This window comes from Paraburkholderia sediminicola, assembly GCF_902859805.1.
Lineage (GTDB): Bacteria > Pseudomonadota > Gammaproteobacteria > Burkholderiales > Burkholderiaceae > Paraburkholderia > Paraburkholderia sediminicola.
The window spans coordinates 112,853-138,144 of sequence record NZ_CADIKC010000012.1; the positions used below are offsets into that span (position 1 = coordinate 112,853).

The 25,292-nt window shown below is 64.2% G+C and carries 25 protein-coding genes; 5 read left to right on the forward strand and 20 right to left on the reverse strand.

The window, feature by feature from the left end:
• From flgH to flgB, 7 genes are all read right to left on the reverse strand, one after another.
• Positions 1 to 699, reverse strand: coding sequence for a flagellar basal body L-ring protein FlgH (gene flgH / locus R8871_RS31760; RefSeq protein ID WP_175053999.1), 699 nt, complete (start codon positions 697 to 699; stop codon positions 1 to 3).
• A gap of 41 nt (positions 700 to 740) precedes the next feature.
• Positions 741 to 1,529 carry a flagellar basal-body rod protein FlgG gene (gene flgG / locus R8871_RS31765; protein WP_175054000.1) on the reverse strand — a complete coding sequence of 263 codons (789 nt, stop codon included), beginning with the start codon at positions 1,527 to 1,529 and terminating at the stop codon, positions 741 to 743.
• 59 nt (positions 1,530 to 1,588) lie between these two features.
• Positions 1,589 to 2,347 carry a flagellar basal-body rod protein FlgF gene (gene flgF / locus R8871_RS31770; protein WP_175054001.1) on the reverse strand — a complete coding sequence of 253 codons (759 nt, stop codon included), beginning with the start codon at positions 2,345 to 2,347 and terminating at the stop codon, positions 1,589 to 1,591.
• Positions 2,348 to 2,367: 20 nt separating this feature from the next.
• Positions 2,368 to 3,879 (reverse strand): flagellar hook protein FlgE, encoded by a 1,512-nt coding sequence (locus R8871_RS31775; protein WP_175054002.1) that lies wholly within the window; start codon positions 3,877 to 3,879, stop codon positions 2,368 to 2,370.
• Between the two features lie 43 nt (positions 3,880 to 3,922).
• Positions 3,923 to 4,654, reverse strand: a complete 732-nt coding sequence (gene flgD, locus R8871_RS31780) for a flagellar hook assembly protein FlgD (protein ID WP_175054003.1) — start codon at positions 4,652 to 4,654, stop codon at positions 3,923 to 3,925.
• Positions 4,655 to 4,664: 10 nt separating this feature from the next.
• Positions 4,665 to 5,090 carry a flagellar basal body rod protein FlgC gene (flgC, locus tag R8871_RS31785; RefSeq protein ID WP_175054004.1) on the reverse strand — a complete coding sequence of 142 codons (426 nt, stop codon included), beginning with the start codon at positions 5,088 to 5,090 and terminating at the stop codon, positions 4,665 to 4,667.
• Between the two features lie 107 nt (positions 5,091 to 5,197).
• On the reverse strand, positions 5,198 to 5,692 hold the full coding sequence (gene flgB / locus R8871_RS31790; protein WP_054038465.1) for a flagellar basal body rod protein FlgB: 495 nt from the start codon (positions 5,690 to 5,692) through the stop codon (positions 5,198 to 5,200).
• A gap of 218 nt (positions 5,693 to 5,910) precedes the next feature.
• Here flgB and flgA point away from each other — a divergent pair, with 218 nt between their 5' ends.
• From flgA to R8871_RS31815, 5 genes are all read left to right on the forward strand, one after another.
• Positions 5,911 to 7,464, forward strand: a complete 1,554-nt coding sequence (gene flgA, locus R8871_RS31795; RefSeq protein WP_175054005.1) for a flagellar basal body P-ring formation chaperone FlgA — start codon at positions 5,911 to 5,913, stop codon at positions 7,462 to 7,464.
• Between the two features lie 198 nt (positions 7,465 to 7,662).
• The gene (gene flgM, locus R8871_RS31800) at positions 7,663 to 8,019 is read left to right on the forward strand and encodes a flagellar biosynthesis anti-sigma factor FlgM (RefSeq protein WP_175054006.1); all 357 of its coding nucleotides are present in this window, start codon (positions 7,663 to 7,665) and stop codon (positions 8,017 to 8,019) included.
• Between the two features lie 94 nt (positions 8,020 to 8,113).
• Positions 8,114 to 8,560 (forward strand): flagella synthesis protein FlgN, encoded by a 447-nt coding sequence (locus tag R8871_RS31805; protein ID WP_175054007.1) that lies wholly within the window; start codon positions 8,114 to 8,116, stop codon positions 8,558 to 8,560.
• A gap of 308 nt (positions 8,561 to 8,868) precedes the next feature.
• Positions 8,869 to 9,051: a type II toxin-antitoxin system HicA family toxin gene (locus R8871_RS31810; protein WP_175054008.1), complete on the forward strand. Its 183-nt coding sequence runs from the start codon at positions 8,869 to 8,871 to the stop codon at positions 9,049 to 9,051.
• The gene (locus tag R8871_RS31815) at positions 9,048 to 9,458 is read left to right on the forward strand and encodes a type II toxin-antitoxin system HicB family antitoxin (RefSeq protein ID WP_175054009.1); all 411 of its coding nucleotides are present in this window, start codon (positions 9,048 to 9,050) and stop codon (positions 9,456 to 9,458) included. The genes R8871_RS31810 and R8871_RS31815 overlap by 4 nt, the downstream gene beginning before the upstream one ends.
• Before the next feature lie 62 nt (positions 9,459 to 9,520).
• On the opposite strand, the gene R8871_RS31820 is transcribed toward R8871_RS31815, so the two are convergent.
• From R8871_RS31820 to R8871_RS31880, 13 genes are all read right to left on the reverse strand, one after another.
• A complete protein-coding gene (locus R8871_RS31820) occupies positions 9,521 to 10,255 on the reverse strand; it encodes an RNA polymerase sigma factor FliA (RefSeq protein WP_115781329.1) in 735 nt (244 codons plus the stop codon).
• Between the two features lie 28 nt (positions 10,256 to 10,283).
• Entirely contained in the window at positions 10,284 to 11,153 is an 870-nt protein-coding gene (locus tag R8871_RS31825) for a MinD/ParA family ATP-binding protein (RefSeq protein WP_175054010.1), read from the reverse strand.
• Positions 11,146 to 13,044 carry a flagellar biosynthesis protein FlhF gene (gene flhF / locus R8871_RS31830; protein ID WP_175054011.1) on the reverse strand — a complete coding sequence of 633 codons (1,899 nt, stop codon included), beginning with the start codon at positions 13,042 to 13,044 and terminating at the stop codon, positions 11,146 to 11,148. Before flhF ends, R8871_RS31825 begins: the two co-directional genes overlap by 8 nt.
• A 350-nt stretch (positions 13,045 to 13,394) precedes the next feature.
• Positions 13,395 to 15,497, reverse strand: a complete 2,103-nt coding sequence (gene flhA, locus R8871_RS31835; RefSeq protein WP_175054012.1) for a flagellar biosynthesis protein FlhA — start codon at positions 15,495 to 15,497, stop codon at positions 13,395 to 13,397.
• Complete coding sequence (flhB, locus tag R8871_RS31840; RefSeq protein WP_175054013.1) at positions 15,494 to 16,717, reverse strand: flagellar biosynthesis protein FlhB; 1,224 nt, start codon at positions 16,715 to 16,717, stop codon at positions 15,494 to 15,496. The genes flhA and flhB overlap by 4 nt, the downstream gene beginning before the upstream one ends.
• 229 nt (positions 16,718 to 16,946) lie before the next feature.
• Entirely contained in the window at positions 16,947 to 18,236 is a 1,290-nt protein-coding gene (locus R8871_RS31845; RefSeq protein WP_175054014.1) for a DUF3443 domain-containing protein, read from the reverse strand.
• Positions 18,237 to 18,251: 15 nt separating this feature from the next.
• Positions 18,252 to 18,797, reverse strand: a complete 546-nt coding sequence (locus tag R8871_RS31850) for a DUF2844 domain-containing protein (RefSeq protein ID WP_175054015.1) — start codon at positions 18,795 to 18,797, stop codon at positions 18,252 to 18,254.
• Positions 18,798 to 19,100: 303 nt separating this feature from the next.
• Positions 19,101 to 19,811 (reverse strand): protein phosphatase CheZ, encoded by a 711-nt coding sequence (gene cheZ / locus R8871_RS31855; protein WP_054038491.1) that lies wholly within the window; start codon positions 19,809 to 19,811, stop codon positions 19,101 to 19,103.
• A 1-nt stretch (position 19,812) separates the two neighbouring features.
• Positions 19,813 to 20,208: a chemotaxis response regulator CheY gene (cheY, locus tag R8871_RS31860; protein ID WP_054038493.1), complete on the reverse strand. Its 396-nt coding sequence runs from the start codon at positions 20,206 to 20,208 to the stop codon at positions 19,813 to 19,815.
• A 118-nt stretch (positions 20,209 to 20,326) separates the two neighbouring features.
• On the reverse strand, positions 20,327 to 21,415 hold the full coding sequence (locus R8871_RS31865; protein WP_167378470.1) for a protein-glutamate methylesterase/protein-glutamine glutaminase: 1,089 nt from the start codon (positions 21,413 to 21,415) through the stop codon (positions 20,327 to 20,329).
• Positions 21,416 to 21,420: 5 nt separating this feature from the next.
• Positions 21,421 to 22,191: a chemoreceptor glutamine deamidase CheD gene (gene cheD, locus R8871_RS31870; protein ID WP_175054016.1), complete on the reverse strand. Its 771-nt coding sequence runs from the start codon at positions 22,189 to 22,191 to the stop codon at positions 21,421 to 21,423.
• The gene (locus R8871_RS31875; RefSeq protein WP_407673240.1) at positions 22,188 to 23,168 is read right to left on the reverse strand and encodes a CheR family methyltransferase; all 981 of its coding nucleotides are present in this window, start codon (positions 23,166 to 23,168) and stop codon (positions 22,188 to 22,190) included. Before R8871_RS31875 ends, cheD begins: the two co-directional genes overlap by 4 nt.
• Positions 23,169 to 23,372: 204 nt before the next feature.
• Positions 23,373 to 25,265 carry a methyl-accepting chemotaxis protein gene (locus tag R8871_RS31880; protein ID WP_175054018.1) on the reverse strand — a complete coding sequence of 631 codons (1,893 nt, stop codon included), beginning with the start codon at positions 25,263 to 25,265 and terminating at the stop codon, positions 23,373 to 23,375.
• Positions 25,266 to 25,292 lie beyond the last annotated feature (27 nt).

Genomic DNA, 25,292 nt, shown 5'->3' on the forward strand with positions numbered 1-25,292 from the left:
TCACCACGGCGACACGTTGAGGAAGAACCGCTGCAACCAGCCCATGTTCTCGGCTTCGTTGAGATAGCCCTTCGCGGAGTATTCGATCTTTGCGTCGGCCACCTGGGTCGAGTAGACGGCGTTCAGGTTGGAGATCGTGTTCGGATTCACCACGCCGGAGAAGCGCACGAATTCATCGCCCTGGTTGATCAGCATCTGCTTTTCGCCGCTCACCATCAGGTTGCCGTTCGGCAGCACGCCCGTCACCGTCACGGTGATGGTGCCGTTGAAGGTGTTCGATGCGTTCGCGCCGCCGGTGCCCTGGAACGCGTTGCCGCCGGTCGCAGCCAGGTTGGTCTTGCCGAACAAGCCGCCGAGGAAGCCCGCGGTCGGCACGTTGAAGTTGGTGTTGCCCGAACGATTCGCGTTGGCGCCCGACGACTTGGTCGCGTTGACGTTTTCCTGAATCACGATCGTCAGGATGTCGCCCACATTGCGCGGCCGCTGATCTTCGAACAGCGGCCGGCCCGCGTAACCCGGGTTGAAGATCGAACCCGGCGACTGCGCTTGCGGCGGCATCGGCGGAACGGCCGTCATCGGCTGCTGGGTGATCGGCTGCTTCGGCACGAGGCCGCAGCCACCCAGTGCCGTGAGCAGCGTGAGCTGCACGAGCGCCTGAGCGGTGCGCGAATGAACCGGATTACGAGTGAAGTGCGACATCTTGATTACCGCCTGATCTTAATTCCCCAGTCCCTTAAGCCTTAAACCTGCATCTGGCTGAGGGTCTGCAGCATCTGGTCGGAAGTCGTCACGGCCTTGCTGTTGATTTCGTAAGCGCGCTGCGTCTGGATCATGTTCACCAGTTCCTGCACCACGTTCACGTTCGATGCTTCCACGTAACCCTGATTCAGCGTGCCGGCGCCGTTCAGGCCAGGTTGCGCGACGTTCGGCGCACCCGACGAAGCCGTCTCTGAGAACAGGTTTTCACCCTTCGCATCCAGACCGGTAGGGTTGATGAAGGTGGCGATCTGCATCGAGCCGAGTTGCTGGCTGTTGGTCGAGCCGGCGACGGTGATCGACACCACGCCGTCGCTGCCGATGGTCAGCGAAGTCGCGTTGGTCGGGATCGTGATCGCCGGAATCACCTGGTAGCCGCTCGACGTAACGAGCTGGCCTTGCGCGTTGGTCTGGAACGAACCGTCACGCGTATAGGCGGTCGTGCCGTCGGGCATCTGCACCTGGAAAAAGCCCTGACCGTTGATGGCGACGTCTTTCGAGTTGCCGGTCTGCTGCAGGTTGCCCTGCGTATAGAGACGTTCGGTCGCGACCTGTTGCACACCCGTGCCGAGCTGGATACCGGACGGCAGTTCGGTGTTTTGCGTCGAGTTCGCACCCGGCTGACGGATGGTCTGATACAGCAGATCCTCGAACACCGCGCGCGAGCCCTTGAAGCCGTTGGTGCTGACGTTCGCGAGGTTGTTCGAAATCACGTCCATCTGCGCCTGTTGCGCATTCATGCCGGTGGCGGCGATGTAGAGCGAGCGATTCACTATTCTTCTCCTATGTGGACCGGAGTTAGCGCTTTGGCGCTTAGTCCGGTCCCATCCCGTTAACTAAAACTGAGCAGCTGATTGGCGGACTGATCGTTCTTGTCCGCGTTTTCCAGCAGCTTGGTCTGCATCTGGAACTGGCGGGCGTTGGTGATCATCGCAACCATCGCGCTGACCGGATTCACGTTGCTGCCTTCAAGCGATGCCGGCGCCAGCGTGACGGCCGGATCGGCGTCGGCGGCATTGCCGTCGGCGGTGCGAAAGAGGCCGTCGTCGCCGCGCGTCATGGTTTGCGGATCCGGATTCACCAGCTTCAGCTGATCGACCGTTACGACTGCCGTCGGCGGGTCGCCCGGCGTCAGCGCGGACACCGTGCCGTCCTTGCCGATGGTGATTTCCGCACCCGGCGGCACCGATACCGGGCCGCCGTTGCCGAGCACCGTCTGGTTCATGGCGTTCACCAGTTGACCGTTCTCGTCGACGTGCAGATTGCCGGCACGCGTATAGGCCTCGTTGCCGTCGGCGGTTTGCACCGCCAGCCAGCCCGGACCCTGAATCGCCACGTCGAGCGGGTTGCCCGTCTGCTGGATCGGCCCCGGCGTGTAGTCGGCGCCCGGCGTCGACGACAGCACGAAGGTACGCGTGGTGTCGTCGTTGACCGAACTGCCGTCGCCGAACGACATCGGCACGGCGCGGAACGTCGCAAGCTGCGCGCGAAAGCCGGTGGTCGAGGCGTTCGCCAGGTTGTTGGCAACGATAGCCTGCTGTTCGAGCGCTTGTGTGCTGCCCGACATCGCGGTGTAGATCAGCCGATCCATGATGGGTTAGTCCCGGTCGCTTACAGGTTGATCAGGGTCTGGTCGACGGTCTGCTGGGTCTTGATCGTCTGCGCGTTCGCCTGATAGTTGCGCTGCGCGGTGATCAGGTTCACCAGTTCGCTCGTCAGATCCACGTTCGAGTTTTCCACCGCGCCGCCCTGCAGCACGCCGTGGTTGGTCGAGCCCGGCGTGGAGATCTGCGCGACACCCGATTGCGAGGTCTGCTGGAACTCGTTGTTACCGAGATTCACGAGGCCGTTCTGGTTCGAGAAGTTCGCGAGCACGACCTGGCCGAGCGCCGCGGTCTGCTGGTTCGAGTAATTGCCGGTCAGCGTGCCGTCGGAGCCGATCGTGAAGCTCGTCAGCGTGCCGGCTGCGTAGCCGTCGGGCTGCAGCGAGTTCACGCCGTCCTTGCCGCCGTACTGCGTCGTGCCGGCGATGTTCAGCGTCAGGTTCTGCGGCGTCGACGAACCATCAGTGGTCGGAATGCTGAAGTTGAACACGAACGGCGTGGTGGTAGCGACGCCGGCCGCATTGGTGGTACCGAGCAGCGTGCCCGACGAGTTGAAATTCGCGTGGCCAACCAGGCTCGCGGTGCCGGTCGAGGTGCCCGCGTACACGTTCCACGTACCGGCCGAGGTCTTGGCGAAATACATGTTGACCGTCTGCGAGCCGCCGAGCGAGTCATAGACCGTCGTGCTGGTCGAGTAGTTGTACGTCGACGAACTGTTCTGATTGAAGGCCACCGGGGTCGGCGCGACCGCGTAGCTGTCGCCGGTCGCCGGCGTGCCGGTGAACGTGATGGTCTGGCCGTTGCCGAGCTGGATCGCCGTACCTGCCGTGTACGTTGCGGAGGCGGTCGTGGTGCCGAGCGTGCTGTCAGTCACCGTATAGGTCGTCGGGCTTGTGAAGTTGACGGTGTAGTTGTCGTTGTTCGTGCCAGACGCGGTGTTCGTAATGGTCGCGCCGGTCGTCGTGAGCGTGCCTGCGTTGGTGCCGCCGGGCGTCACCGCCGGCGTACCCAGCATCAGCGGATCCTGCGCATTCAGGTTCAAACCGGCGACGATCTTGGTGGTCGCTTGCGGCGCGATGTTCGCGGTCGGCACGCTGAGCGGCACGGTCTGCGCGGTGTTGATAATGCCCGCGCTGTTCGCGGCGTAGCCCATCAGCTGCAGGCCCTGCGCGTTGGTGATGTTGCCGTTCTTGTCGAGCTGGAACACGCCGTTGCGCGAGTACACCAGCGAGCCGTTGTTCGACAGCTGGAAGAAACCGTTGCCGTTGATCGCGACGTCGAGCGCCTGGTTCGTGCTGGTGATCGTGCCTTGCGAGAACTGCTGCTGCACTTCAGAAAGCTTGGTGCCGATGCCGACCTGGTTGCCCACCGCGGTCGCCACCGAATTGGCGTACATGTCGGCGAATTGCGCCGCGCCGCTCTTGAAGCCAACGGTGTTCGCGTTGGCAATGTTGTTGCCGATCACGTCGAGGTCGCTCGACGACGCGGACAAACCACTCAAACCTTGTTGGTAACCCATAACGGTCTCCGTATCTGGAAAGTCGTAACTGACTGAATCTGAATCAGAGGATGGCGGCGACGCTGGTCAGCCCCACGGTCGTGCCGTTCGACAGCACGAGGCCCGGCGTACCGCTGCTCTGCATGACGACGCTTTGCACCGTTGCGCCCGTGAGCGTCGTGGCCGTTGCCTGCTGACCGTTGATCGTGCCGACCGCGCTGATCGTGTAGCTGCCGTCGGGCAACGTGTTGCCGGCCGAGTCGGTCGGCGTCCAGCCCACCGGAATCGTGCCTGCCGACTGCTTGCCGAGGTCGATCGTGTTGACGATCGTGCCCGCCGAGTTCTTCACGACCACCTGCAGATCGCTCACCGAATTGGCGAGCTGCACGCCGAACGCGCCGGCCTTGCCGCTTGCAACCGACACCGAGCTTCCCGGCGCGAGCACGGTCGAGCCGATCAGCAGCGCGGCTTGCGACTGCTGGCCTGCCGACATCTGCGTGGCGAGCGAGGTGAGCGTGGTGTTCAGTTGGCTGATGCCCGACACCGTGTTGATCTGGGCCAGCTGCGAGGTCATCTGCGAGCTGTCCATCGGATTGGTCGGATCCTGATTCTTCAGCTGCGCGACGAGCAGTTGCAGGAACGTGTTCTGCAGATCGGTCGCCGAGGTGCCGGACGTGCTGCCGGTCGAGCTGGTCGAACTGGTCGCGCTCTTGGTGCTGCTCGTGCCGTTCATCGTATCGAGCAGCGTTTGCGACACGTTCGTGCCGTTGCTGCCGATGGTGGTGTTGGTGGTCAAGGAATTCTCCTCAGGTTCCGATCGTGAGCGTTTTCAACATCAGTGTCTTGGCGGTGTTCAGGGTCTCGACGTTGGCCTGGTACGAGCGCGAGGCCGAGATCATGTTGACCATTTCCTGCACCGGGTCGACGTTGGGCAGCGTGACGTAGCCGTCCGGATTAGCCGCCGGATTGCCGGGGTCGTAGGCGGTCTTCATCGGCGTCGGGTCGTCGACCACGCCGGTGACCTGCACGCCGCCGATCTGCTGACCGGAGCCCGTGCGCTCGCCACCGATCGGGCTGACCGCGAACACAACCTGCTTGGCCTTATACGGCTGGCCGTCCGGGCCGGTGGTGCTGTCAGCGTTGGCGAGATTCGACGCCGTCACGTTGAGCCGCTGCGACTGCGCTGACATCGCGGAGCCTGCAACGCCAAAAATGTTCATCAGGGATGGCATGTTTCCTGACCTCTCCTACCGGTCTTATCCGGCTTCAAGTTAAATCCCGTAGCGATTGTTCCTGCCTGCTGCATATCTGGTACTGCGCCGGTCGTTGTGCCGGCTATTTACGAACCCGACTGGATTGCCGCGAGCATCGTCTTGATCTGGCCTGACAGCACCGTCATGCCCGATTCGAAGTGCAACGTGTTGTCCGCGAACTGCACGCGCTCCGTATCGATGTCGACCGTGTTGCCGTCGAGCGCGGGTTGCGTCGGAATGCGGTACTGCAGATTGCCGTAGTCGTCCGGCGTGCCGCCGGTCGGCGTCAGCGTCGTCTTGCCGGACATGTGACCCGGCGCGGTCGACACCATCGACATGCCGCTCGTCACCCCTGCGGGCTGCGTCATGGCGAGCGTCGAGTTGTTCGAGGCGCCCGTGCCCGCACCGCCGCCGGTCTTCTTCAGCGCGCCGGCCAGCGACGAGGCGAAGTCGACGTCGCGCGCCTTGTACCCGGGGGTATCGGCGTTGGCGATATTCGACGACAGCAGTTCCTGCCGGTAAGCGCGTACATCGAGCGCCTGGCGGCCAAAGGCGAATTCGGCATCGAGTTTGTCCAGCATAGAAATCTCCGGAGAACGTTCCCGAGGCTTCCCGTTTTGTGCGTCGCGTAAGGATTGCGTCCGCCGGGAAGACCTTTTTGCATGAAGTGCATCTTATGGGCCGAACGCAAGTGGCAATCGGACGAATAACCGGGAAAGGGGGCTTCTATTCAACGTTTGCGCAATGGGGCCGCTCACTAGAATGCAAGGCGTACCGATGCATTCGATGGAGAAACACGATGGACCAGCCCACCTTCGATCCGACGCACCGCGCAAGCTGCGTGGCGGCGCATCGCGTGAGTGCGGGCCCGGTGCGGCGTGCTTCGCGCGGTGCATCCCGTCTACTGACTCGTCTTGTTGTGAATCTCGCGGTATGGGTTGCCGGGGGCATCGTGCTGCTGCCGGCTTCGACCCAGGCCCAGCAGGCTCAGGACGCAGGCGGTCCGATCGTGATTCCCGGCCCGGGCGAAAAGAATCCGGCCGCGCTCAACGAGCTGGCCGCGCAGATGCAGGCAACGCCCGCGAAACGCACGGGCTCGGCCGCGACGCTCGCCGCCGCTACCGCGCAGTCGCTGACGCCGGGGCCGGTCGCGCGCGACGCCGATCAATTCACGCGCGCCGCCAACGCGAGCGGCTCGATCGTCATTCCGGGCGCAGGCGAGCCGCCTGCCGCGCCGCAAATGATCCGCACCAATTTCAAACCCGACGCGAACGGGGTCGTGACGATTCCCGCGCCGGGAAGCGCCAATGCGGCCGCGGCTACGGCTACGGCTGCAACCAATCCGCCGGCCGGAATTGCGCGCATCAATGTGACGCCGGGTTCCCGTCAGATCGTGCCGGTTGTGGTGACGCCGGCTCAGTCGATCAATGCCGGGCGGCAAACCGGCGGTGTGCAGTCGGTCGTCGCCAATGCGCCTGCCGGCGTAGCCGCCAATGCACCAGCGTCCGCGTCCGGTGGCTTCGACAGCCTTGCCTCGCGCGGCGAGCCGCCGCAACTGGGCGCAAACGGCAAACCCGTCGTGACCACAGCGGTAGCCGCACCGACACCCGCGCCGATGCCGACACCGCCAGCCACCATCGCCCGCACGCCGTCGATGCGCGAGGTGGCGCCGGCCGTCGCTCAACAGAATCTGCGCCCCGCCGCAGTGGCGCAACCCGTCCCGCTGGCTGGCCAGCAAGACGCCGAGGCGATTCGCAGCGCCGCGCTCGCCTTCCTGCAGCAGCAATCGGCGGGCTTGCCCGGCAAGGTCGAAATCACCGTCGCGCCAGCGTTTCCGCGCGGGCTCGCAGCCTGCATGATGCTCGAGCCCTTCATGCCCAGCGGCGCGCGCCTGTGGGGCCGCATGACCGTCGGGGTGCGCTGCGCCGGCGAACGGCCGTGGACCATCTATCTGCAAGCGCGCGTTTCGCTGCGCGCCACCTACTATCTGGCCGCCCGCACAATGGCGCCAGGCGAAGTGTTCACCTCCGCCGACCTCGTCGCGCGCGACGGCGACCTGACCGGCTTGCCGCAGGCGATCGTCACCGATCCGTCACAGGCGGTCGGCTCGGTGTCGCTCGTGCGCATCGCCGGCGGCATGCCACTGCGCCGCGACATGCTGAAAAGCGCCTCGTCGGTATCGATCGGGCAAACGGTGCGGGTTGTCGCGGCGGGCGACGGTTTCGCGATTTCGGCCGAAGGCAGCGCGATGAACAACGCGTCGCCGGGCCAGCAGGTGCGGGTGAAGACGGCCAACGGCCAGATCATCTCCGGCATTGTCAAGGATGGTTCGACGGTGGAGATTCAGTTGTGAAGCGGGCCGGCGGCAAGCCAGGCAACCCGCCCGCCAGCGTGGAGTCACACGTGACGGACGGTACGGCTGGCGGAGCGATTGTCGAACCCGTCGTGGGGCCGGATCGTCTTGAAGGACGAGGCAAAACCTGGAGCGATTGCGCTAAAGTTTTGATCAGCGCTTGCCGTTATAAAGATCAAATCGTTCAGGAAGCCCATCGTGAAAGTCGATTCCACAACCAATTCGAATCTGCCGACGTTGAAAGACGCCCTGTCGCGCTCGCAGCAAAGCGACGCGACGACCGCGAACAGCAACGCGCAGACTGCAGGCACGAGCTCGCCGACCACCACCACCAGCGGTTCGGGCGACGCCAGCGTCAGCCTGTCGGGTCTGTCGCAGCATCTGCGCAGCCTCGCGGCGTCCGGCTCGGCCGATATCGACACGGCGCATGTCGCGTCGATCAAGGCAGCCATCAAGGACGGCTCGCTGAAGATCGACTCCAGCAAGATCGCCGACGGCGTGCTGAATACCGCGCGCGAACTGTTGCAAAGCAAAACCTCGTCGACCGGCAACTAATCGACGCATCGAAGTACGGTGAATTGCCGGGCGGCATTCGACAAACCCGGCTCGTGAATCAAGCGCGAGCCGTCGTGTTCAGCGAGTTGTTGAGATGAAAGACGCCCTGCTTGCCACCCTCATCGAAGAATATTCGGCCGTCGAGGCGTTCGCCTCGATTCTGACGCTCGAGACCAAGGCGCTAACTGCCTTGTCGCCGCTGGAACTGCTGCCGCCGATCGTCGAGAAGAAAACCGAGTTGATCGGCCTGCTCGCCAGACTCGAGACCACCCGCGACACGCTGCTTGCGGAAATGGGCTTTCCGGCCGGCTGGCCCGGCATGGAGCTCGCGGCCAGCGCGGATGCGCGGCTCGCCGACCAATGGGCGCTGCTGCAAAAGGCCGCCGAGCGGGCGCGGCGCTTCAATACGAGTAATGGCGAACTGATCCGTGTGCGGATGGACTACAACCAGCGCGCACTGACGGCGCTGCAAGTGGCCGTGCCGCAGAAGGTCGGTTTCTACGGACCGGATGGCCGGATTCCCGCGCGCCCCGCGGCCTGAAGATTTCGCCGCGTCGGCGCGTTTCCCGCGCCGACGCAATCGAGTAGATTGCTTTGAACAAAAAAGGGCTCGTCTTTGACGAGCCCTTTTGTTTTCCCCCTCCCGCATGGGCACCCAAGCCCGCCGCCAACGCGCATTAGCCATCCGGCCAGGTCGCGCGAAATTCTCCACCACGTTGAAATCACGGCTTCCCCCATCGGGCTTATCCGCCGTCACGCGCAGCTTTCGAGGCTGCCTTTGACGAACCGGGCGGAGCGCTACCCACTGGCGAAGTTGTGTAATCGTGTGTACGATTCGAGGCGTGCAACATGAACAGTGCCGAGGCCGTCAAAGTAATTCAAGCGGATGGTTGGCGGCTGATCCGCATATCGGGCAGCCATCACCATTTCCGGCACGCGGTAAAAACCGGTCTCGTGACAATCCCGCATCCGAAGAATGATCTTCCGCCCGGCACACTGAACAGCATCTTGAAACAGGCAGGCCTGAAATGAAGAACCTGATTTTCCCAATCGCGATCGAGCCTGGTGACACGCATCAGGCGTTCGGCGTGGTTGTCCCCGATATGCCGGGTTGTCATTCGGCGGGAGATTCGCTGGAAGAAGCCTACGCGAACGCGAAGGAGGCGATCGAGGCGCATCTGGATACGCTGCTCGACGAAGGGTTGCCGATTCCCGAACGGCTGACACTGGACGAGCATCGGCGTAATCCGGACTACGTAGGTTTCACGTGGGGTTTCGTGACAACGCGGAATATTCCGGCGTTGAAGAAGGCGGTGCGCATCAACATCTCACTGCCCGAGGCGCTGGTTCAGGATATTGACACCTACGCCCAGGCGCGTGGCATGTCGCGTTCAGCGTTTCTCGCGCTGGCCGCGGAGCATGAGATGGCGGACGCGTAACAGGAGAGCCGAGAAGACCGGGCGGACGTTTCGCGCACCGCCGGCCAACCATTCATCTCAGTTCAGGTCGCCTCGGCGTTTGCCCAGGCCATTTCGCGCAGACGCGTGCGCAGGCGCGCCACAGCCTGGCTGTGCAACTGACACACCCGCGATTCGCTGACTTCCATCACCGCGCCGATTTCGCGCAGGTTCATGCCGCGTTCGTAGTACAGCGACATCAGCAGCTTCTCGCGCTCCGGCAGGCGGTCGATCGCCTCGACCAGCGCCGAGCGCAGACTGTCGTCCAGCAGCGCCGACAGCGGGTCCGAATGATCGACGCAGTAACGGTCGAGAAACGGTTCGTCGTCCGCGGAACGGTCGAAGTCTTCGTAATAGATCAGCTGGCTGCCGTGCAGATCCTGGAGCATCGACTGATACTCGTCGAGCGGCATTTGCAGATGCTCGGCGATCTCCGTTTCGCTCGCCGAGCGGCCCAGATTCTGTTCGACCTTGTGAACGGCAGATTCGACTTCGCGCGACGTGCGCCGCAAGCTGCGCGGCAACCAGTCGTTGCTGCGCAGCTCGTCGAGCATCGCGCCGCGAATCCGCTGGCTGGCGTAAGTCTCGAACTGCGCGCCCTGGTCTTCCTTGTAGCGGCTCGCGGCGTCCAGCAGGCCGATCATGCCGGCCTGGATCAGGTCGTCGAGATCAACGCTTGCCGGCATCTTGGCAACGAGCTGCAAGCCGAGGCGACGCACGAGAGGCGCGTACTTCGTCAGAACGTCGGCTTGGGAAATCTTTCCCTGAGCGTTATACATCGTGCTCCCCTTGTCCTTGTGCCGCCTCTCAGGCGTGCTGCGCAGACGGTTGGTCGGCGTGTTGCGCCGCTGTAACTGTCGCAGGCGCCATCCACGGCGTTTGCGACGACATCGCTGGCCGCATCGGCCAGTACTGCAATTCGGCGGCAAGGTGCCGGAAGTCGCGCGCGGCCGGTGTCGATGGGAACGCATCGACGACACACCGCGACAACTCCAGGGCTCGCGCCATCCGCACATCGGCGGCAATGCAACCGGCGTCTTCCAGCGCCACCGTCAGGTAGCGTCCAGCCACGCCGGCCAGGTTGACAAAGGCGGTATGCGCGTCTTCCACGCTCTGCACGTGGTTCACCAGCACGCGGAACTGCGCGGTGGCGTGCGCGTAGTGCAGACGCTTCATGCACGCGTACGCCTCGGTGATCGCTTGCGCGGCCACCCTGGTTACGATCATCAGGTCGTGCGCCTGCATCGCGAGGGGCGACAGATGGCCGTGCTCGTCGAGTTGCGCATCGATCAGCACGATGTCGGCGGAACCGCGCAGCAGCACGTCGAATTGCGCGGCCGTGCGGCCTTCGCGGTTGTTGCGCGAGGCGGCCAGCACGGAGAAACCCAGCGCGTGGCGCGCGGCGGCGTCGTCGAGCGTCATCTCGCCGCGCATCACCGCCGCAAAATTGCCTGCGCCGCGCACGCCGCCGAGCATCGCGCTCACCGATTTCTCGCCGAGGCACTCGTCGATCACCAGCACGTCCTTGCCTTGCTGCGCGAGCGCCGCGGCGAGGTTCACTACCGTCGTCGTACAGCCGACGCTAGCCGAGCCGCCCGTCACCGCGATCACGCGCGAGCCGGTACGGGCCAGCAGCCGCCGCAGTCCTTCTGCCTGATCCGACATGAACTTATCCAAAGCGAACCTCGTGCAGTTCGGCCGTCGAACGCGCCGACAGCGCGGACAGCAACGCCGGAATGTCGTCGTCGTGAGGCACGAATGGAGAGTTGTCGCGCGGGATGCAGAACGTACTCTTGATCAGGAATTTCTTCGTTGCGACGTACAGGTTTTCCGGCACCTTCTGACCGGTCGACACGTAGTGCACCGGCAGCTTGTAGCGGATTACGGTATCGAGCACGCCGCCCAGATTGGTGGCTTCGTCGAGCTTGGTCAGAATGCAGCCGGCGAGCGGCTGTTGATCCGGTGCGCGCTGATAGGCCTGCACGACTTCGTTCAGCGTATCGCCGTGGCTCGTCGCATTCAGCAGCAGGAGACGCTGCACCGGCTGACCGGCGCGGCACAGCATCGCGATCTGATCGGAGACCAGACGGTCGCGCTGGCTCATGCCGATCGTGTCGATCAGCACGATGTGCTTGTTGCGCAGTTCGGAGAGGGCGAGTTGCAGATCGCCGCCGTCTTTCACCGCGTGAACCGACACGCCGAGAATCTTGCCGAAGATGCGCAGTTGTTCGTGGCCGCCGATCCGGTAGCTGTCGGTGGTGAGGAGCGCCACCTTGCTGGCGCCGAAGCGCATCACGCAGCGCGCGGCGAGCTTGGCGGTGGTAGTGGTTTTGCCGACGCCCGTCGGGCCCATCAGCGCGAACACGCCGCCGCGCTCCATCAGCGCGTCTTCGTCTTCCATCACCGGCAGGTTCGATTCGAGCACCGAACGCACCCACTCCATGCCGCCTTCCATGTTGTCGACGTCGTCAGGCAGGTTGTCGACCATCATCTGCACGAGCTGCGCGGAGAAGCCGGCGGCGAACAGGTGCTTGGTGAGCGCGGCGCGCGCCGGGCTGCGGCGCTGGCGATCGCCCCACAGGAGGCCGGCGAAGTGTTCTTCCATCATGCCGCGCATCGACGACAGTTCGCTCATCACGGTGTCGTTGACGACCTGCTCCATACGCGCCTTGATCGCTTCGGCGACCGAAGCGGGCGAGCGGGAGTCGTCCGTGGCAGGCAGCGATGCGGCCACTTTCTGCGCGGCGCGGCGCGCGGCGAGTTGCGCGCCTTCACGGGCCCACTCGGGTGTGTCGGTGACTTGCTGCGCGGCCGGTTGCGAGTCCTGTTGGCCGGCTTCCACTGCGGCGCCGAGGCCCTTGGCCATGGCGGCAGCGGGTGTCATTGCTGCGGGGCGCGCGCTGTACGCGCCTTGTTGCTGCTGTTCGGCGGCGATGCGGCGCGCGTGATCGATCAGCCAGGGGTTCGATTCGGCCATCGTGCGCGGCGCTTGCGCTTCGGCGGCTTTGAGTAGATCGGCGCGGATGTCTTCGCTCAGACGCGCCGCAGCGGCGCGGGCGCTCGGTTGTTCAGTGTTGCCCGCGTGCGGCAGCGACGCGGCAGCAGGTGCGGCCAGCGCAGCCTTGGGCGCGGTCGGCAGCGTGGCTTTCGGCGCGGCCGGGACAGCGGCGGACTTCGCAGCTGATGAAACAGCGCTGACGGTGCCAACGACGTTCGGCGTCATGTTCTCGGCGCCCGCTTCCGGGCTTGCGCCGAACACCGACGAGAACACATCGGGCATGCCGCTCGCATACGGATTCGCTTGCATCATCGGATTGGCGCGCGGTGCGGCGAGCGCGGGCTGTTGTCCGGCCATGGCATTCATCGGCGTGGCCAGCGGTGCGCCTGCGCTACCGCGCGGCGCTTTCGGCGTAATGGCGGCGAGGTCGCTATCGGCCAGGGCGACGATCTCGACGCTGCCGTCTTCCATCGTGCGGTTGGACAAAACGACGGCATCCGGGCCCAAGGCTTCGCGCACAAGACGCAGAGCATCGCGACTGGTAGCACCGACAAATTTACGAATGTTCAAGCTGGACCCCCGATGAGGTATTCGGACTTACTGACTAACGGATCGGCAACATACCGCTTCCCATTGAGATCATTATTGCGAAACCCGTCGAGTGACGATCGATGGATAAAGACCGTTAAAGGCGGGCAATTCGGGCGATGGAAACGCACCTCAATTCACACGCGCGACGGTTTGAAACAGGCTTTCCGGCGGCGTCCGGCGGCGCTTTCCCGGACGCAGCATGACCTCCGCCGGCCGCTTGCAGGGCGAAAAGTTAGGCGCGGAAATGAAAACCGGCGCTCGAGGAGCGCCGGCGGAAACCATCGGTCTGGAATGGCTGCGGCTGCCTGGCAGGCTTAGCCGCACGGGGTTTAGCCATGCGCCCCGATCAGATTCACCACCTTGATATTGCGCGTATCCGGCACCTCGGCATAAGACAGCACCTTCAACTGCGGCAGGCTGCGGCGCAGGAAACGCGCGAGCATCGGCCGCAGCGCATGCTGCACCAGCAGCACCGGCGAGAGTCCAAGGTTCTGCTGACGCGTCATCGCCTTCTGCGTTTCGTTCAGCAGCGTATGCGCGAGGCCCGGTTCGAGGCCCGGATTGGCGCCCGTGGAAAGCGCCTGCGACAGCACCCGCTCCAGATTCGAATCGAGGCCCATCACCTGCATGTCGCCCACGCCCGGGAACCACTGCTGTGTAATCGCGCGACCCAGCGCGAGGCGCACGGCGGCGGTGAGATCGTGCGCGTCGGTAACCTTCGGCGCGTGTTCGGACAGGGCTTCGAGAATCGTGCGCAGGTCGCGGATCGGCACGCCTTCTTCCAGCAGGTTTTGCAGCACCTTTTGCAACGTGGTGAGCGGCAGCGACTTCGGCACCAGATCGTCCACCAGCGACGGCGTGTCCTTCTGCATCCGCTCCAGCAGCGCCTGCACTTCGCGGCGGCCGAGCAGTTCGGACGCGTGCGTGACCACCAGGTGATTCAGGTGCGTGGCCACCACCGTGCTCGAATCGACCACCGTGTAGCCGTACACCTGCGCCTGTTCGCGCAGATTCGTATCGATCCAGATGGCCGGCAGGCCGAACGCCGGGTCCTGCGTCGGCGTGCCCGGCAGCGCAGCGGACACCTGCCCCGGGTTGATCGCCAGCCATTGCCCCGGATACGCTTCGCCGACGCCCACCTCGACGCCCTTGAGCGCAATCCGATAGCCGTTCGGCCGCAATTCGAGGTTGTCGCGGATATGGATCACCGGCGGCAGGAAGCCGATTTCCTGCGCGAACTTCTTGCGGATGCTCTTGATCCGTTTGAGCAGTTCGCCGTCCGAGTTCTTGTCGACGAGCGGAATCAGGCGATAGCCGACTTCAAGACCGAGCGTGTCGATCATCGTCACGTCGTCCCAGCTGGCTTCGGCATTCTCGACCGGGGCGAGCGTAGCCGGTGCGACGTCGACCAGCGTTGCGGTGTTCTTGCGCGCTTCGCTGCGCTTTTTCATCGTGCGGCCGAGCTGGATCAGGCCGCCGCCGAGAACCAGAAACGCGAAATGCGGCATGCCCGGAATCAGGCCCATCAAGACCAGAATGCAGCCCGTGATCACCAGCACGCGCGGGTTTGTGAAGAGCTGGCCGGTCAGTTGCGTACCGATGTCTTCGTTGGTCGCGACGCGCGAGACGATCACACCGGCCGCCGTCGAAATCACGAGCGACGGGATCTGTGCAACGAGGCCGTCACCGATCGTCAGCAGCGTGTAGGTCTTGCCCGCGGACGCGAAGTCCATGCCGTGCTGCACCATCCCGACGATCAGCCCGCCGACGATGTTGATCACCATGATCAGCAAACCGGCGATCGCATCGCCGCGCACGAACTTGCTGGCACCGTCCATCGAACCGTAGAACTCGGCTTCCTGGGAGACTTCCAGACGGCGCTTGCGGGCCTGATCTTCGTTGATGAGGCCGGCGTTCAGGTCGGCGTCGATCGCCATCTGCTTGCCGGGCATCGCGTCGAGCGTGAAGCGCGCGGACACTTCCGCGATCCGCCCCGCGCCCTTGGTGATCACCATGAAGTTGATGACCATCAAAATGACGAAAACGACGATACCGACCGCGAAGTTGCCGCCCACGAGGAAGTGGCCGAACGACTCGATCACCTGGCCCGCTGCGTCCGGCCCGGTATGGCCTTCGAGCAGCACGACGCGGGTGGAGGCCACGTTCAGCGACAGCCGCAGCAAGGTCGAGAACAGCAGCACGCTTGGGAAAGCGGCGAAGTCGAGCGGCTTCATCGTGTACATGCTGACGAGCAGCACCATCACGGAAAGCGCGATATTGAAGGTGAACAGCAGATCCAGCAGAAACGGCGGCAACGGCAGAATCATCATGCCGAGGATCATGCAGATCAGCACCGGCCCGGCGAGGGCGCGCAAATTGGTGCCGCTCAAGGCATCCGGCCGTCGGGACAGGAATCCGGCGCGAGCGTTCATGCGGAGGCTCCTGAAACGTCGTCGTTATCTGGGTTAACAGCGGGGTTAAGCACGTCGGCGGCTTCCTGCTCGGCTTCATCGTCCGGCACGCCGCCCTTGTCGAGGTCCGCCGGCACGTCGAACTCGGTCGGTGCGACCGGCGCGACGCCGCCTTCGGTGTTGAAGCGCCGCAACTGATACACCCACGCAAGCACCTCGGCGACCGCGCCATAGAGCGGGCCGGGAATCTCACGGTTCAGATCGACGTTGTGATACAGCGCACGCGCGAGCGGCGGTGCTTCGAGCAGCGGCACGTTGTTTTCGGCGGCGATTTCGCGAATCCGCGCGGCCACCAGGTTCACGCCCTTGGCAACCACCTTCGGCGCGCGCATCTCGCCATCGGTGTACTGCAGCGCGACCGCGAAGTGCGTCGGGTTGGTCACCACCACGTCGGCCTTGGGCACCTGGGTCATCATGCGGCGACGGGCGATAGCGCGCTGTTGCTGGCGAATCCGGCCTTTCACATGCGGATCGCCTTCGCTTTCGCGGTGCTCGCGCTTCACTTCTTCCTTCGTCATGCGCAGTTTCTTGTGGAACTGCCAGAGTTGATACGGCACATCCAACGCAGCCACGACGAACATGCCGGCGACCGTCATGCCGCAGCACACCGCGATCAGATGCACGGTGTTGGCGAGCGCCAGTTGCAACGGCTGGGTGGCTAGCGCGAGAACTTCCTCGCGGCGATTCCAGAGCGCCGAGCCGCCGATGCACCCCACCACCAGCGTCTTCGCGAGCGACAGGCCGAGCTGCACCGGTCCGTTGATCGAGAATATTTTGCCGAGCCCTTCGATCGGGTTGAGCCGGTTGAATTTGGGCTCGAGGCCTTTCGACGACAACTGCCAGCCGCCCAGCGCCATCGGCGCGAGCAAGGCGGCAGCGCCGGTGAAGGCCAGAACCGGCAGCAACGCATACAGGCCCTCACGGCCTGCCGCGCCCGCGCCGATCAGCATGCGGCGGGTTTCGAACACGGTGGCGTGATCGAACGTGAAGGATGCCCGCAGCATGCCCTGCAAATGCTCGCCGATGCTGTCGGACATGCCCCATACGCCGAAGAATCCTGCTGCCAGCAACGCAAACGTCGACAGCTCCCGCGAACGCACGATCTGCCCTTCCTCGCGCGCCTTCTGCAGGCGCCGGGGAGTGGCTGATTCGGTTTTTTCGAGGTCGCTATCCTCTGCCACAAATGCTCTCCAGTCGGCTGAGGCACGGCGCCTCTTTCCAGTGAGAGCGATTATTCCCGCTCGACGCAAGCGACGATCGGCGGATAAGGGCGGAGAAAGGGGGGTATTTCGAGGGATGGAACAGCCGGCTGGCAACGCCGGCTGCGGGTGCAGTTGGAACTGCGGCTAGCGGACACCCGCGCCGTTTGGCGAGGGTGTCCAGCCGGTCCTTATGCGTAAGACATGCGCCTCAGAAGCCGACGTAAGGGGCTTGAGTGCTGGTCGCGAACCCGTAGTAAACGTAGCGGCCATAAAAGAACGGCAAACCGAGATCGAAGCTGCTGTTGCCGCCGATCTGCCCGGCCAGATCGTTGAACGCATAGTTGCTGCTGTTGCTGAACAGCGTCGACGCGCTCAGGATGCCGATGCTGACGCTCGCTCTCGTGCTGCTCGCGCCGCCCAGCGTAATCGACCGGGTTTGCGCGGACGACGGGCAATAGAACCCGGCGAAATTACTGCCGCACAGCGCGAGCGAGCTGTCACCGAAGAAGTACGCGTTCGAACCCGAATCGAAGAACGCCTGCACGGTCGTGCCGTTAAAGACGCTGTTGTTCATGTTGCCGAAGGCATCGGTGGTGAAGGTCTGCGTAGCCGCCAGCGCATTGTTCGACTGCGTGCCGATCCCGAACACCAGCGTGCCGGTGGCCGACGATGCACCGGTGTTCGACACCGGCGGCATCTGCACGATCACGCCGTTATTGTCGGCCGTGAACTTGGCGACCGGATTGGCGACCTGCTGGGTGAGCGGCACCGTGGCACGGGTGCAGGAGGTGCCACACGTGAAATAATTGCTGTAGGTGCCGGCGGTCCCCGCATTCGCGCAAGTTGCGCCGCAATCGGTAGGCGCCGTGCCGATCCCGAGAATGCCGTTGGCGCCGAGATCGCTGGCCGTGTTTTCCGCCGAGCCGCTGCCGCAGCCGCTGGGCGCTGAGCCGGCCGCCGAATCGCCAATGATCTGTATCGGGATGCCCGTGGACGTCGTCTCACCCCCGATCTGCACGGTCGCGGTGCGCACCGTACCCCACGTGTAGCCGTCGGCGAAGGTCGCGCACTCGGCGAGTTGCGTACCGTTCAGGGTATTGATCGGCAACCCGCCGTTGAGCAACGAACTATTCAGCACCGAGCTGACCAGGCGCAGCCCGAACGAACCCGTATCGACCTGGATATTGTTGATGGTCTGACAGCCAGATGTCGTACCCGGCGGGCATACCGTCACGCTAACCGTCGGAATATTGATGACGCCGTTCACACCGCGCGCGACCGTGATCGGCACGGTGTTCGCCGCCGTCGCGGCGATCGGTTGCTGGGTCGGGCTGGCCGGCAGCGAGCCGCCGTTCAGCGTGGTCGACGAGTTGTTGCCGGAACTGGAACTGTCGCCGCCGCCACCACCGCCGCAGGCGGCAATCACCGACACCAACGCCACGGCCACGACGGCCTGCACCCAGCCCCTGAGCTTCACAGCACTTTGCATGGTTCGCATCGTTCGTCCTCGCCCTTACTGGATGTCGGAACCGCTGACGCCGGCCGGCAACGCCGGCGGCAACCAGGCCTGACCGCTGAACGCGCCCATGTGACCGCCGGAGCGGACCACTAGGGTGCTCTGGTCGACCGCAACGGGGCCACGACCGCCTCCGCGCGCCTCTCGCGCGGCTTTCACGCCGGCGACGTACTGCGGGAAATAGCTGCCGAGCAGATCGTTCAGATCCGGCATTTGCGGACCGCGCCACGCGATGCCGAAGACCGAACCGTCCGCGGCGAGGTATTCGCGCACCACCGTGCCGTTGCCGAGCGTCGTTTCACGCACGGTGTAGGACGATGAAGCCGAGGTGGAAGAAGCAGCGTTCGATGCAGAACGCATCACGCTTTGAGCCGCCGTTGCCGAACTGGTGCCAGGCTGGACGGTGCGGGAAGAAACCGATGCATCCGTAGGGGGTGTCATCGGGGAGCCGCCCAATCCCGCATACGCGGACTGCACGGCTGACAACGAACAAGGTAATGCAAGCGCCATAACGAACCCGGCGCGGCGTACGCGACTCCACATGACAAGGCTCCTCCCGAGCTGCTGCTGCTCGGCTCGCACCTCGTGCGAACCGGCCGCATCTATGCAGATCATACGGCACCGCTGCGGTCGCACTCCGGAGGGATGCCTCACGGTGCCACCGACCGGTGACTGTCTCTCACCGGAATGCCATGCCGCTGCTTGAGTCCGTAGTATGCCTGTGGTTTGTGTCGGTAGACAGCAAGCGCACGCCGGAGCGTGACTCGCTACCTATACCGATCCGGCGATCCGGCGATCCGGCGGTCCGGCGATCCTGCCGTGCGCCTTTGCGGGCGCACTGACAGGTCAGAAGCCGAGGCTCGCCAGCAGATCGTCGACCTGCGACTGATCCTGCACCACGTCGGTCTTGCCTTCCGGATTGATCTGCGGACCGTTCAGCAGATGTTCGGGGCTGCCGGTGGACGACGGCTCGGCCGCCAGCGCCGCCGCATTCGCCGCGAACTGCTCGCGCCGCTCGAGCGCGATGTTCTCGACCAGCACGCCGAGCAACTGCTGCTCGATCAGGTACACGACATCCGTGATCTTCTTGATGACCTGTCCGGTCAGATCCTGGAAGTCCTGCGCCAGCATGATCTCCATCAACTGCGAATTGGTCGCGGTGGTCGCCTCGGGCACGCCGCGCAGAAAGGTACGCGTGTCGTTCATCAGCGCGCGCACTTCCTCGCGCTCGATCGGCGCCGCGTACCACTGCTCCCAGCGCGCGTCGAGCTCGCCGGCGTCTTTCTGCAGTTGTTCCTGGATCGGCTTGGCGACGTCGATCGATGACAGCACGCGCTCGGCGGCCTGCTCGGTCATGTTCGCGATGTACTTGAGACGGTCGCGAGCATCGGGCACGGCTTCCGCCGCACGCTCGACATGCTTGTCGATCCCGAGCTCACGCATCGAGTCACGCAGCGTGCGCGTCAGTTGTCCGATACGGGCGAGGATGCGGTCAGACGCGAGGTCGCCGCTCTCGGCCGCCGCTTCGGCACCTTGCGCGTTGGTCGGCAGAGTCACATCAGCTCCCGGCTTTCGCCATCTTCTCGAGAATCTTGTTGAGCTTCTCGTCGAGCGTCGCGGCCGTGAACGGCTTGACGACATAACCGCTCGCGCCGGCCTGAGCCGCCGCGATGATGTTTTCCTTCTTCGATTCGGCCGTGACCATCAGCACCGGCAGATGCGTCAGGTGGGCGTCGGCGCGGATTTCCTTGAGCATGGCCAGACCGTCGAGGTTCGGCATGTTCCAGTCGGAGATCACGAAGTCATACGTACCGCTGCGCAAACGCGCGAGGCCGGCCTGACCGTCTTCCGCTTCGTCGACGTTCGAGTAGCCGAGCTCCTTGAGCAGGTTGCGGACAATCCGGCGCATCGTCGGAAAGTCGTCAACCACCAGAATCTTCATTCCCTTATCCATTTCATTCCCTTTGCTTGATCCATGATGCGGCGCATGACCGCCAGTTCATTCCGATGCGTATTTGACCGGAGTTACTTACTCCGGTCCCATGCCTGGCGCTCGCTGTCAGGCCCGCGCATCATACCCGCTGTACGCGGTCGCCCATTGACGACAGACGCGCCATCACGCGTCGGCTCATTTCCGGCAGCGAAGCAATTTCGTCCGCGGCGCCGAGCGCAATCGCTTCGCGCGGCATGCCGAATACGATACAGCTCGCTTCGTCCTGTGCAAGGGTATACGCCCCCGCTTTTTTCATGTCCAGTAGTCCGGCGGCGCCATCGCGCCCCATTCCGGTCAGGATCACGCCTACCGCATTCTTGCCCGCATGCTGCGCAGCCGAACGGAACAGCACGTCGACCGACGGACGGTGCCGGTTCACCGGCGGTTCGTCCGACAGATGCGCAATATAGTTCGCCCCGCTGCGAGCCAGCAACAGGTGAGCGTGGCCGGGCGCGATATACGCATGTCCCGGCAGCACGCGTTCGCCGTGCTCTGCCTCTTTAACGGTAATCCGGCACAAACCATTAAGGCGTTGCGCAAAAGATTTTGTGAAACCCGGCGGCATATGCTGCGCGATCAGCACGGCAGGCGCATCCGGCGGCAGCGGAACCAGCACTTCGCGGATCGCTTCGGTGCCGCCCGTCGACGCGCCGACAATAATCAGCTTCTCGGTACTGAGCAGCGGATTGTTGAAAAGCGGCGCGGCGGCGGCGGGCGCATGCGCCGCATGCGTGGCCGCGTGCTGCACCGGCGCGGCCTGGCGCACCCGTGCGCGGGCCGCGGCGCGAATCTTGTCGGCGAGCTTTTCCGAATAGTCGAGCATGCCGTCGCGAATACCGACTTTCGGCTTGGTGACGAAGTCGACCGCGCCCAGTTCCAGCGCGCGCAGTGTGATTTCATTGCCGCGTTCGGTCAGCGACGACACCATCACGACCGGCATCGGCCGCAGACGCATCAGCTTCTCAAGGAAGTCGAGGCCGTCCATGCGCGGCATTTCGACGTCGAGCGTCAGCACGTCCGGATTGTGCTGCTTGATGAGGTCGCGCGCGACCAGCGGGTCGGGCGCAGTCGCCACGACGGTCATGTCCGGCTGGCCGTTGATGATTTCCGTCATCAGGCTGCGGATCAGCGCCGAATCGTCGACGCACAGTACTTTGATCTTTTGCACAGCGCTCACGCCTCCTCTGTAGTTCTGGCGTTGTTAGAGTTAATCGGGCGCGGGCTTGCGCCGAACAGTTCGATGCGAGGCTTCGCTGCGCCTGCGCCCGTACTGCCGCCTGCCGCGCCGAACAGTTCGATCTTCGGTCGCGTGGCGGCCGGCGTCGAGAACAGCTCGACCCGTTTGCGAGCCGCCGCAAGCCGCTCGGCACGCGCTTCGGTACTTTGCCGCACGAGCGCCTGTTCGCGCTCGGCCACGCCCGCTTCCTGCTGCAGGCGCAACTTCTTCACCATCACCTGGCCGGTGCGCGGCATGAAGGCGACCTTGCGCGGATGATTGCCCTGCAAATCTTCAGCGACGATGCGGATTTTTTCGAGCGCCAGATAGCGGCGTACGAATTCCGAATTGCGATCGCCGATGTTCATCGTCGTCATGCCGGCGAGCACCGCGCCGCCGCCGAACACCTTGGCTTCGAAACGCTCGCGCCGGCCACCGGCCTTGATCAGTTCGTTGATCAGCACTTCCATGGCGTACGCGCCATAACGCATCGAATCCGAGGCAGGCTGGCCGGCGTCCGCGCCGTCGTCGGGCAGCATGAAGTGATTCATGCCGCCAATGCCGGCCGTGCGGTCCTGAATGCAGGCCGCGACACACGAACCGAGCACGGTGACGAGCACCATGTCTTCGCTCGTGGTGTAAAACTCGTTCGGCAACAGCTTCACGCCCGGGCGCTGGAAGTGATTGTCGAAGTACAGATTGGAGGCGATCGGCAGGCTGCTGCTCATACGGTCACCCCGCTCGTCGTTGCGCTGGCGGCATGGCTCGTGGCGCGTGCCGGCGTGCGAGCGGCGCCTGCGTCGCGCGTCAGTTCATAAACGGTCTGACCGCGCAGCTTGAACGCCTGCGTCACATAGGTGAAGTTTTCCGAGTGGCCGGCGAACAGCAAACCTCCCGATTTCATCAGCGGCTCGAAGCGCCCGAGCACCTGCCCCTGCGTCGGCTTGTCGAAATAGATCATCACATTGCGGCAGAAGATCGCGTCGAACTGCGAGCGCAACTGGTAATCGCGGTCGGTCAGATTCAGTTGCTCGAAGCGCACCATCGCACGTACTTCCGGGCGTACCTTGACCATGCCCGCGTGCGCGCCGGTGCCTTTCAGGAAGAAGCGCTTGAGCCGCTCGGGCGACAGGTGCTTCACCTGATCGAACTGGTACATGCCGGCTTCGGCTTTCGCCAGCACTTGCGTGTCGATGTCGGTGGCGAGCACGGTGGCCTGACGCGCGCCGCTGTCGCCGAGCGCTTCGATCAGCGTCATCGCGATCGAATACGGTTCCTCACCGGTCGACGCTGCCGAGCACCACACGGAAACCGGCTGCGCGCGGCGCGGCACGAACTCGGCCAGGATCGGAAAGTGATGGGCTTCGCGGAAGAACGCGGTCAGGTTGGTGGTCAGCGCATTGGTGAACGCTTCCCACTCGGCCGGATCGTTTTCCGCTTCGAGCAGATCGAGGTACTGTTTGAAGGTCTCGAGGCCACGGGCGCGCAACCGGCGCGCCAGACGGCTGTACGCCATATCGCGCTTGTGATCCGACAGCGAAATACCCGCGCTGCGATGAATCAGATCGCGAATGCGAGCGAAATCCGCCGACGTGAATTCGAAATCCCGTCCTTGCTCGCCGGCTCTAGCCGGTTCCGCCCGGGCGGGGCGTGCCGGCTGCGGACGCGCCGGTTGCGGAGGTTGCTGTTCGCGCGTTGCCATTATGAGAGTTCCTGCCTGCAATACGAGCCATCCCGCTTTTCGCCAGCAACGCTGTTTCTGGCGAAAGGGGTTGTGTTCGCGGGGTCGCGCCCGCCCGCGAGTTCTGCCAACACGCGATCGGCCCGCGACACGCCTCTTAAGCGTGCTTCGATGATTCGCCCGTCATGGAGCGAGATGCCGAATGACCGCATGTCTCTGTGCCACTTCCTAGAACGTTTCCCAGTCCGCGTCCGATCCTGCCGACGCGGCGCCTGCTGTGGCAGGACGTGCTGCGGAGTCGGATGCGGCGCGAGCCGTCTTCGGTTTGAGCGCCGGCTCGACACGTGCAGTGTCGGCACCGTGAGTGGAGGAAGCCGGCGTTGCCGCCTTTGCTGCACTTGCCGTACTTGCAGCCTTGCCTGCTGCCGGATGCGCCGCGGCGTGTGCGCTCGCTTGCGGCGCGGCCTTGGCGGACGACACGTGCTGGCTGCCGCTCTTGCTGCCGTTCGAACGTGCAGCCGCTTGCGGACGCGCTGCGGTCGCAGTTGCGACGCTGCGGGTCTGGCCGCCGGCTACTTTCCAGCCGTTCACTACCGCTTGCAACTGACGCGTCTGATCTTCGAGCGACGCCGCCGCAGCCGCAGCCTGCTCGACCAGCGCGGCGTTCTGCTGCGTGACTTCGTCCATCTGCACGACCGCGCGATTCACCTGTTCGATGCCGCCCGACTGCTCTTCGGAAGCCGCGCTGATTTCACCCATGATGTCGGTCACGCGGCGCACTGCCTGCACGATCTCGTCCATCGTAGTGCCCGCGCGGCCCACCAGCGCCGAGCCGCTTTGCACCTTGTCGACCGAGTCGCCGATCAGTTCCTTGATTTCCTTCGCGGCACTGGCGCTGCGCTGCGCGAGGCTGCGCACTTCGCCTGCCACCACCGCGAAACCGCGGCCCTGTTCGCCTGCCCGCGCGGCTTCGACCGCCGCGTTCAGCGCGAGAATGTTGGTCTGGAAGGCAATCCCTTCGATCACGCCGATGATGTCGACGACCTTGTTCGAACTGGTCGCGATGTCCTGCATCGTCGTGACGACCTGGCTCACCACATCGCCGCCGCGCGTCGCGATATCCGACGCGTTGACAGCCAGTTGGCTCGCCTGACGCGCGTTCTCGGCGTTCTGACGCACCGTGCCGGTCAGCTGCTCCATGCTCGAGGCGGTTTCCTGAAGCGACGCCGCTTGCTGTTCAGTGCGTTGCGAGAGATCGGTGTTGCCCATCGCGATTTCGCGCGCGCCGGTGTCGATCGACTCGGTGCTGCTGTGAACCGCCGTCACCATCGTCGCCATGCTTTCCTGCATGCGCTTGATGGCGCCGAACAGGCGGCCGATTTCGTTACGGCTGAACACGTTGATCTGCTCGGACAGATCGCCCGAGGCGATTCGTTCGAAGCATGCCGTCGCGTCGTTCAGCGGCTGCACGATCAGGCCGCGCAGTGCGAAGCGGATGCCCACCACCAGCAGCAGCGCGATCACGGTGACGCCGATGATCAGCGTGGTCATCAGCGAGATGTTCGATTGCGCGCTCGTCTGCTGATCCACCGCATGCTGCTGCATCGCCTTGATCACGCTGGACGCAACGTTGTCGTACGCAAGGAACATCGGGGGAATCTTGGTATCGGCGATCGCGTGATAGGCCGCCGGATCGTTCGCGCGCAGCGCGGTGAACTCCGGATCGACACCGTCTCGCGTCAGCGTCGTGCGGCGCGCCGTCAGATCGTCGAGCAGCGCCTGGTCAACGCCGTTCTTCGGTGCGTTGAGAAACGCCTGCCAGTTTTCGCTTGACTTGGCGAGCAGCACTTGCGCGCGATCGAGCGCGGTCTTTGCCTGCTCGGTGTCGCCGGCGGTGCTCAACGCGGTCACGCGGTCCAGCGTCACGCGCGAACGCAACAGATACGCCGAAGCATCGTCGAGCGCGTGAATGGCGACCAGATCGCCGCGCGCGATACGGTCGAGCGACTGGCTCGCGCTGTTCAGCGCGGTCAGACCAAGCGCGCCGACCACGACGGTCAGCGCAACCAGAATGACCCCCACCATCGTCAGCGATGTGCGAATCGACCACCTGCTCAGCATCTTGATGCTCCCTCTTCGATCTGTCTT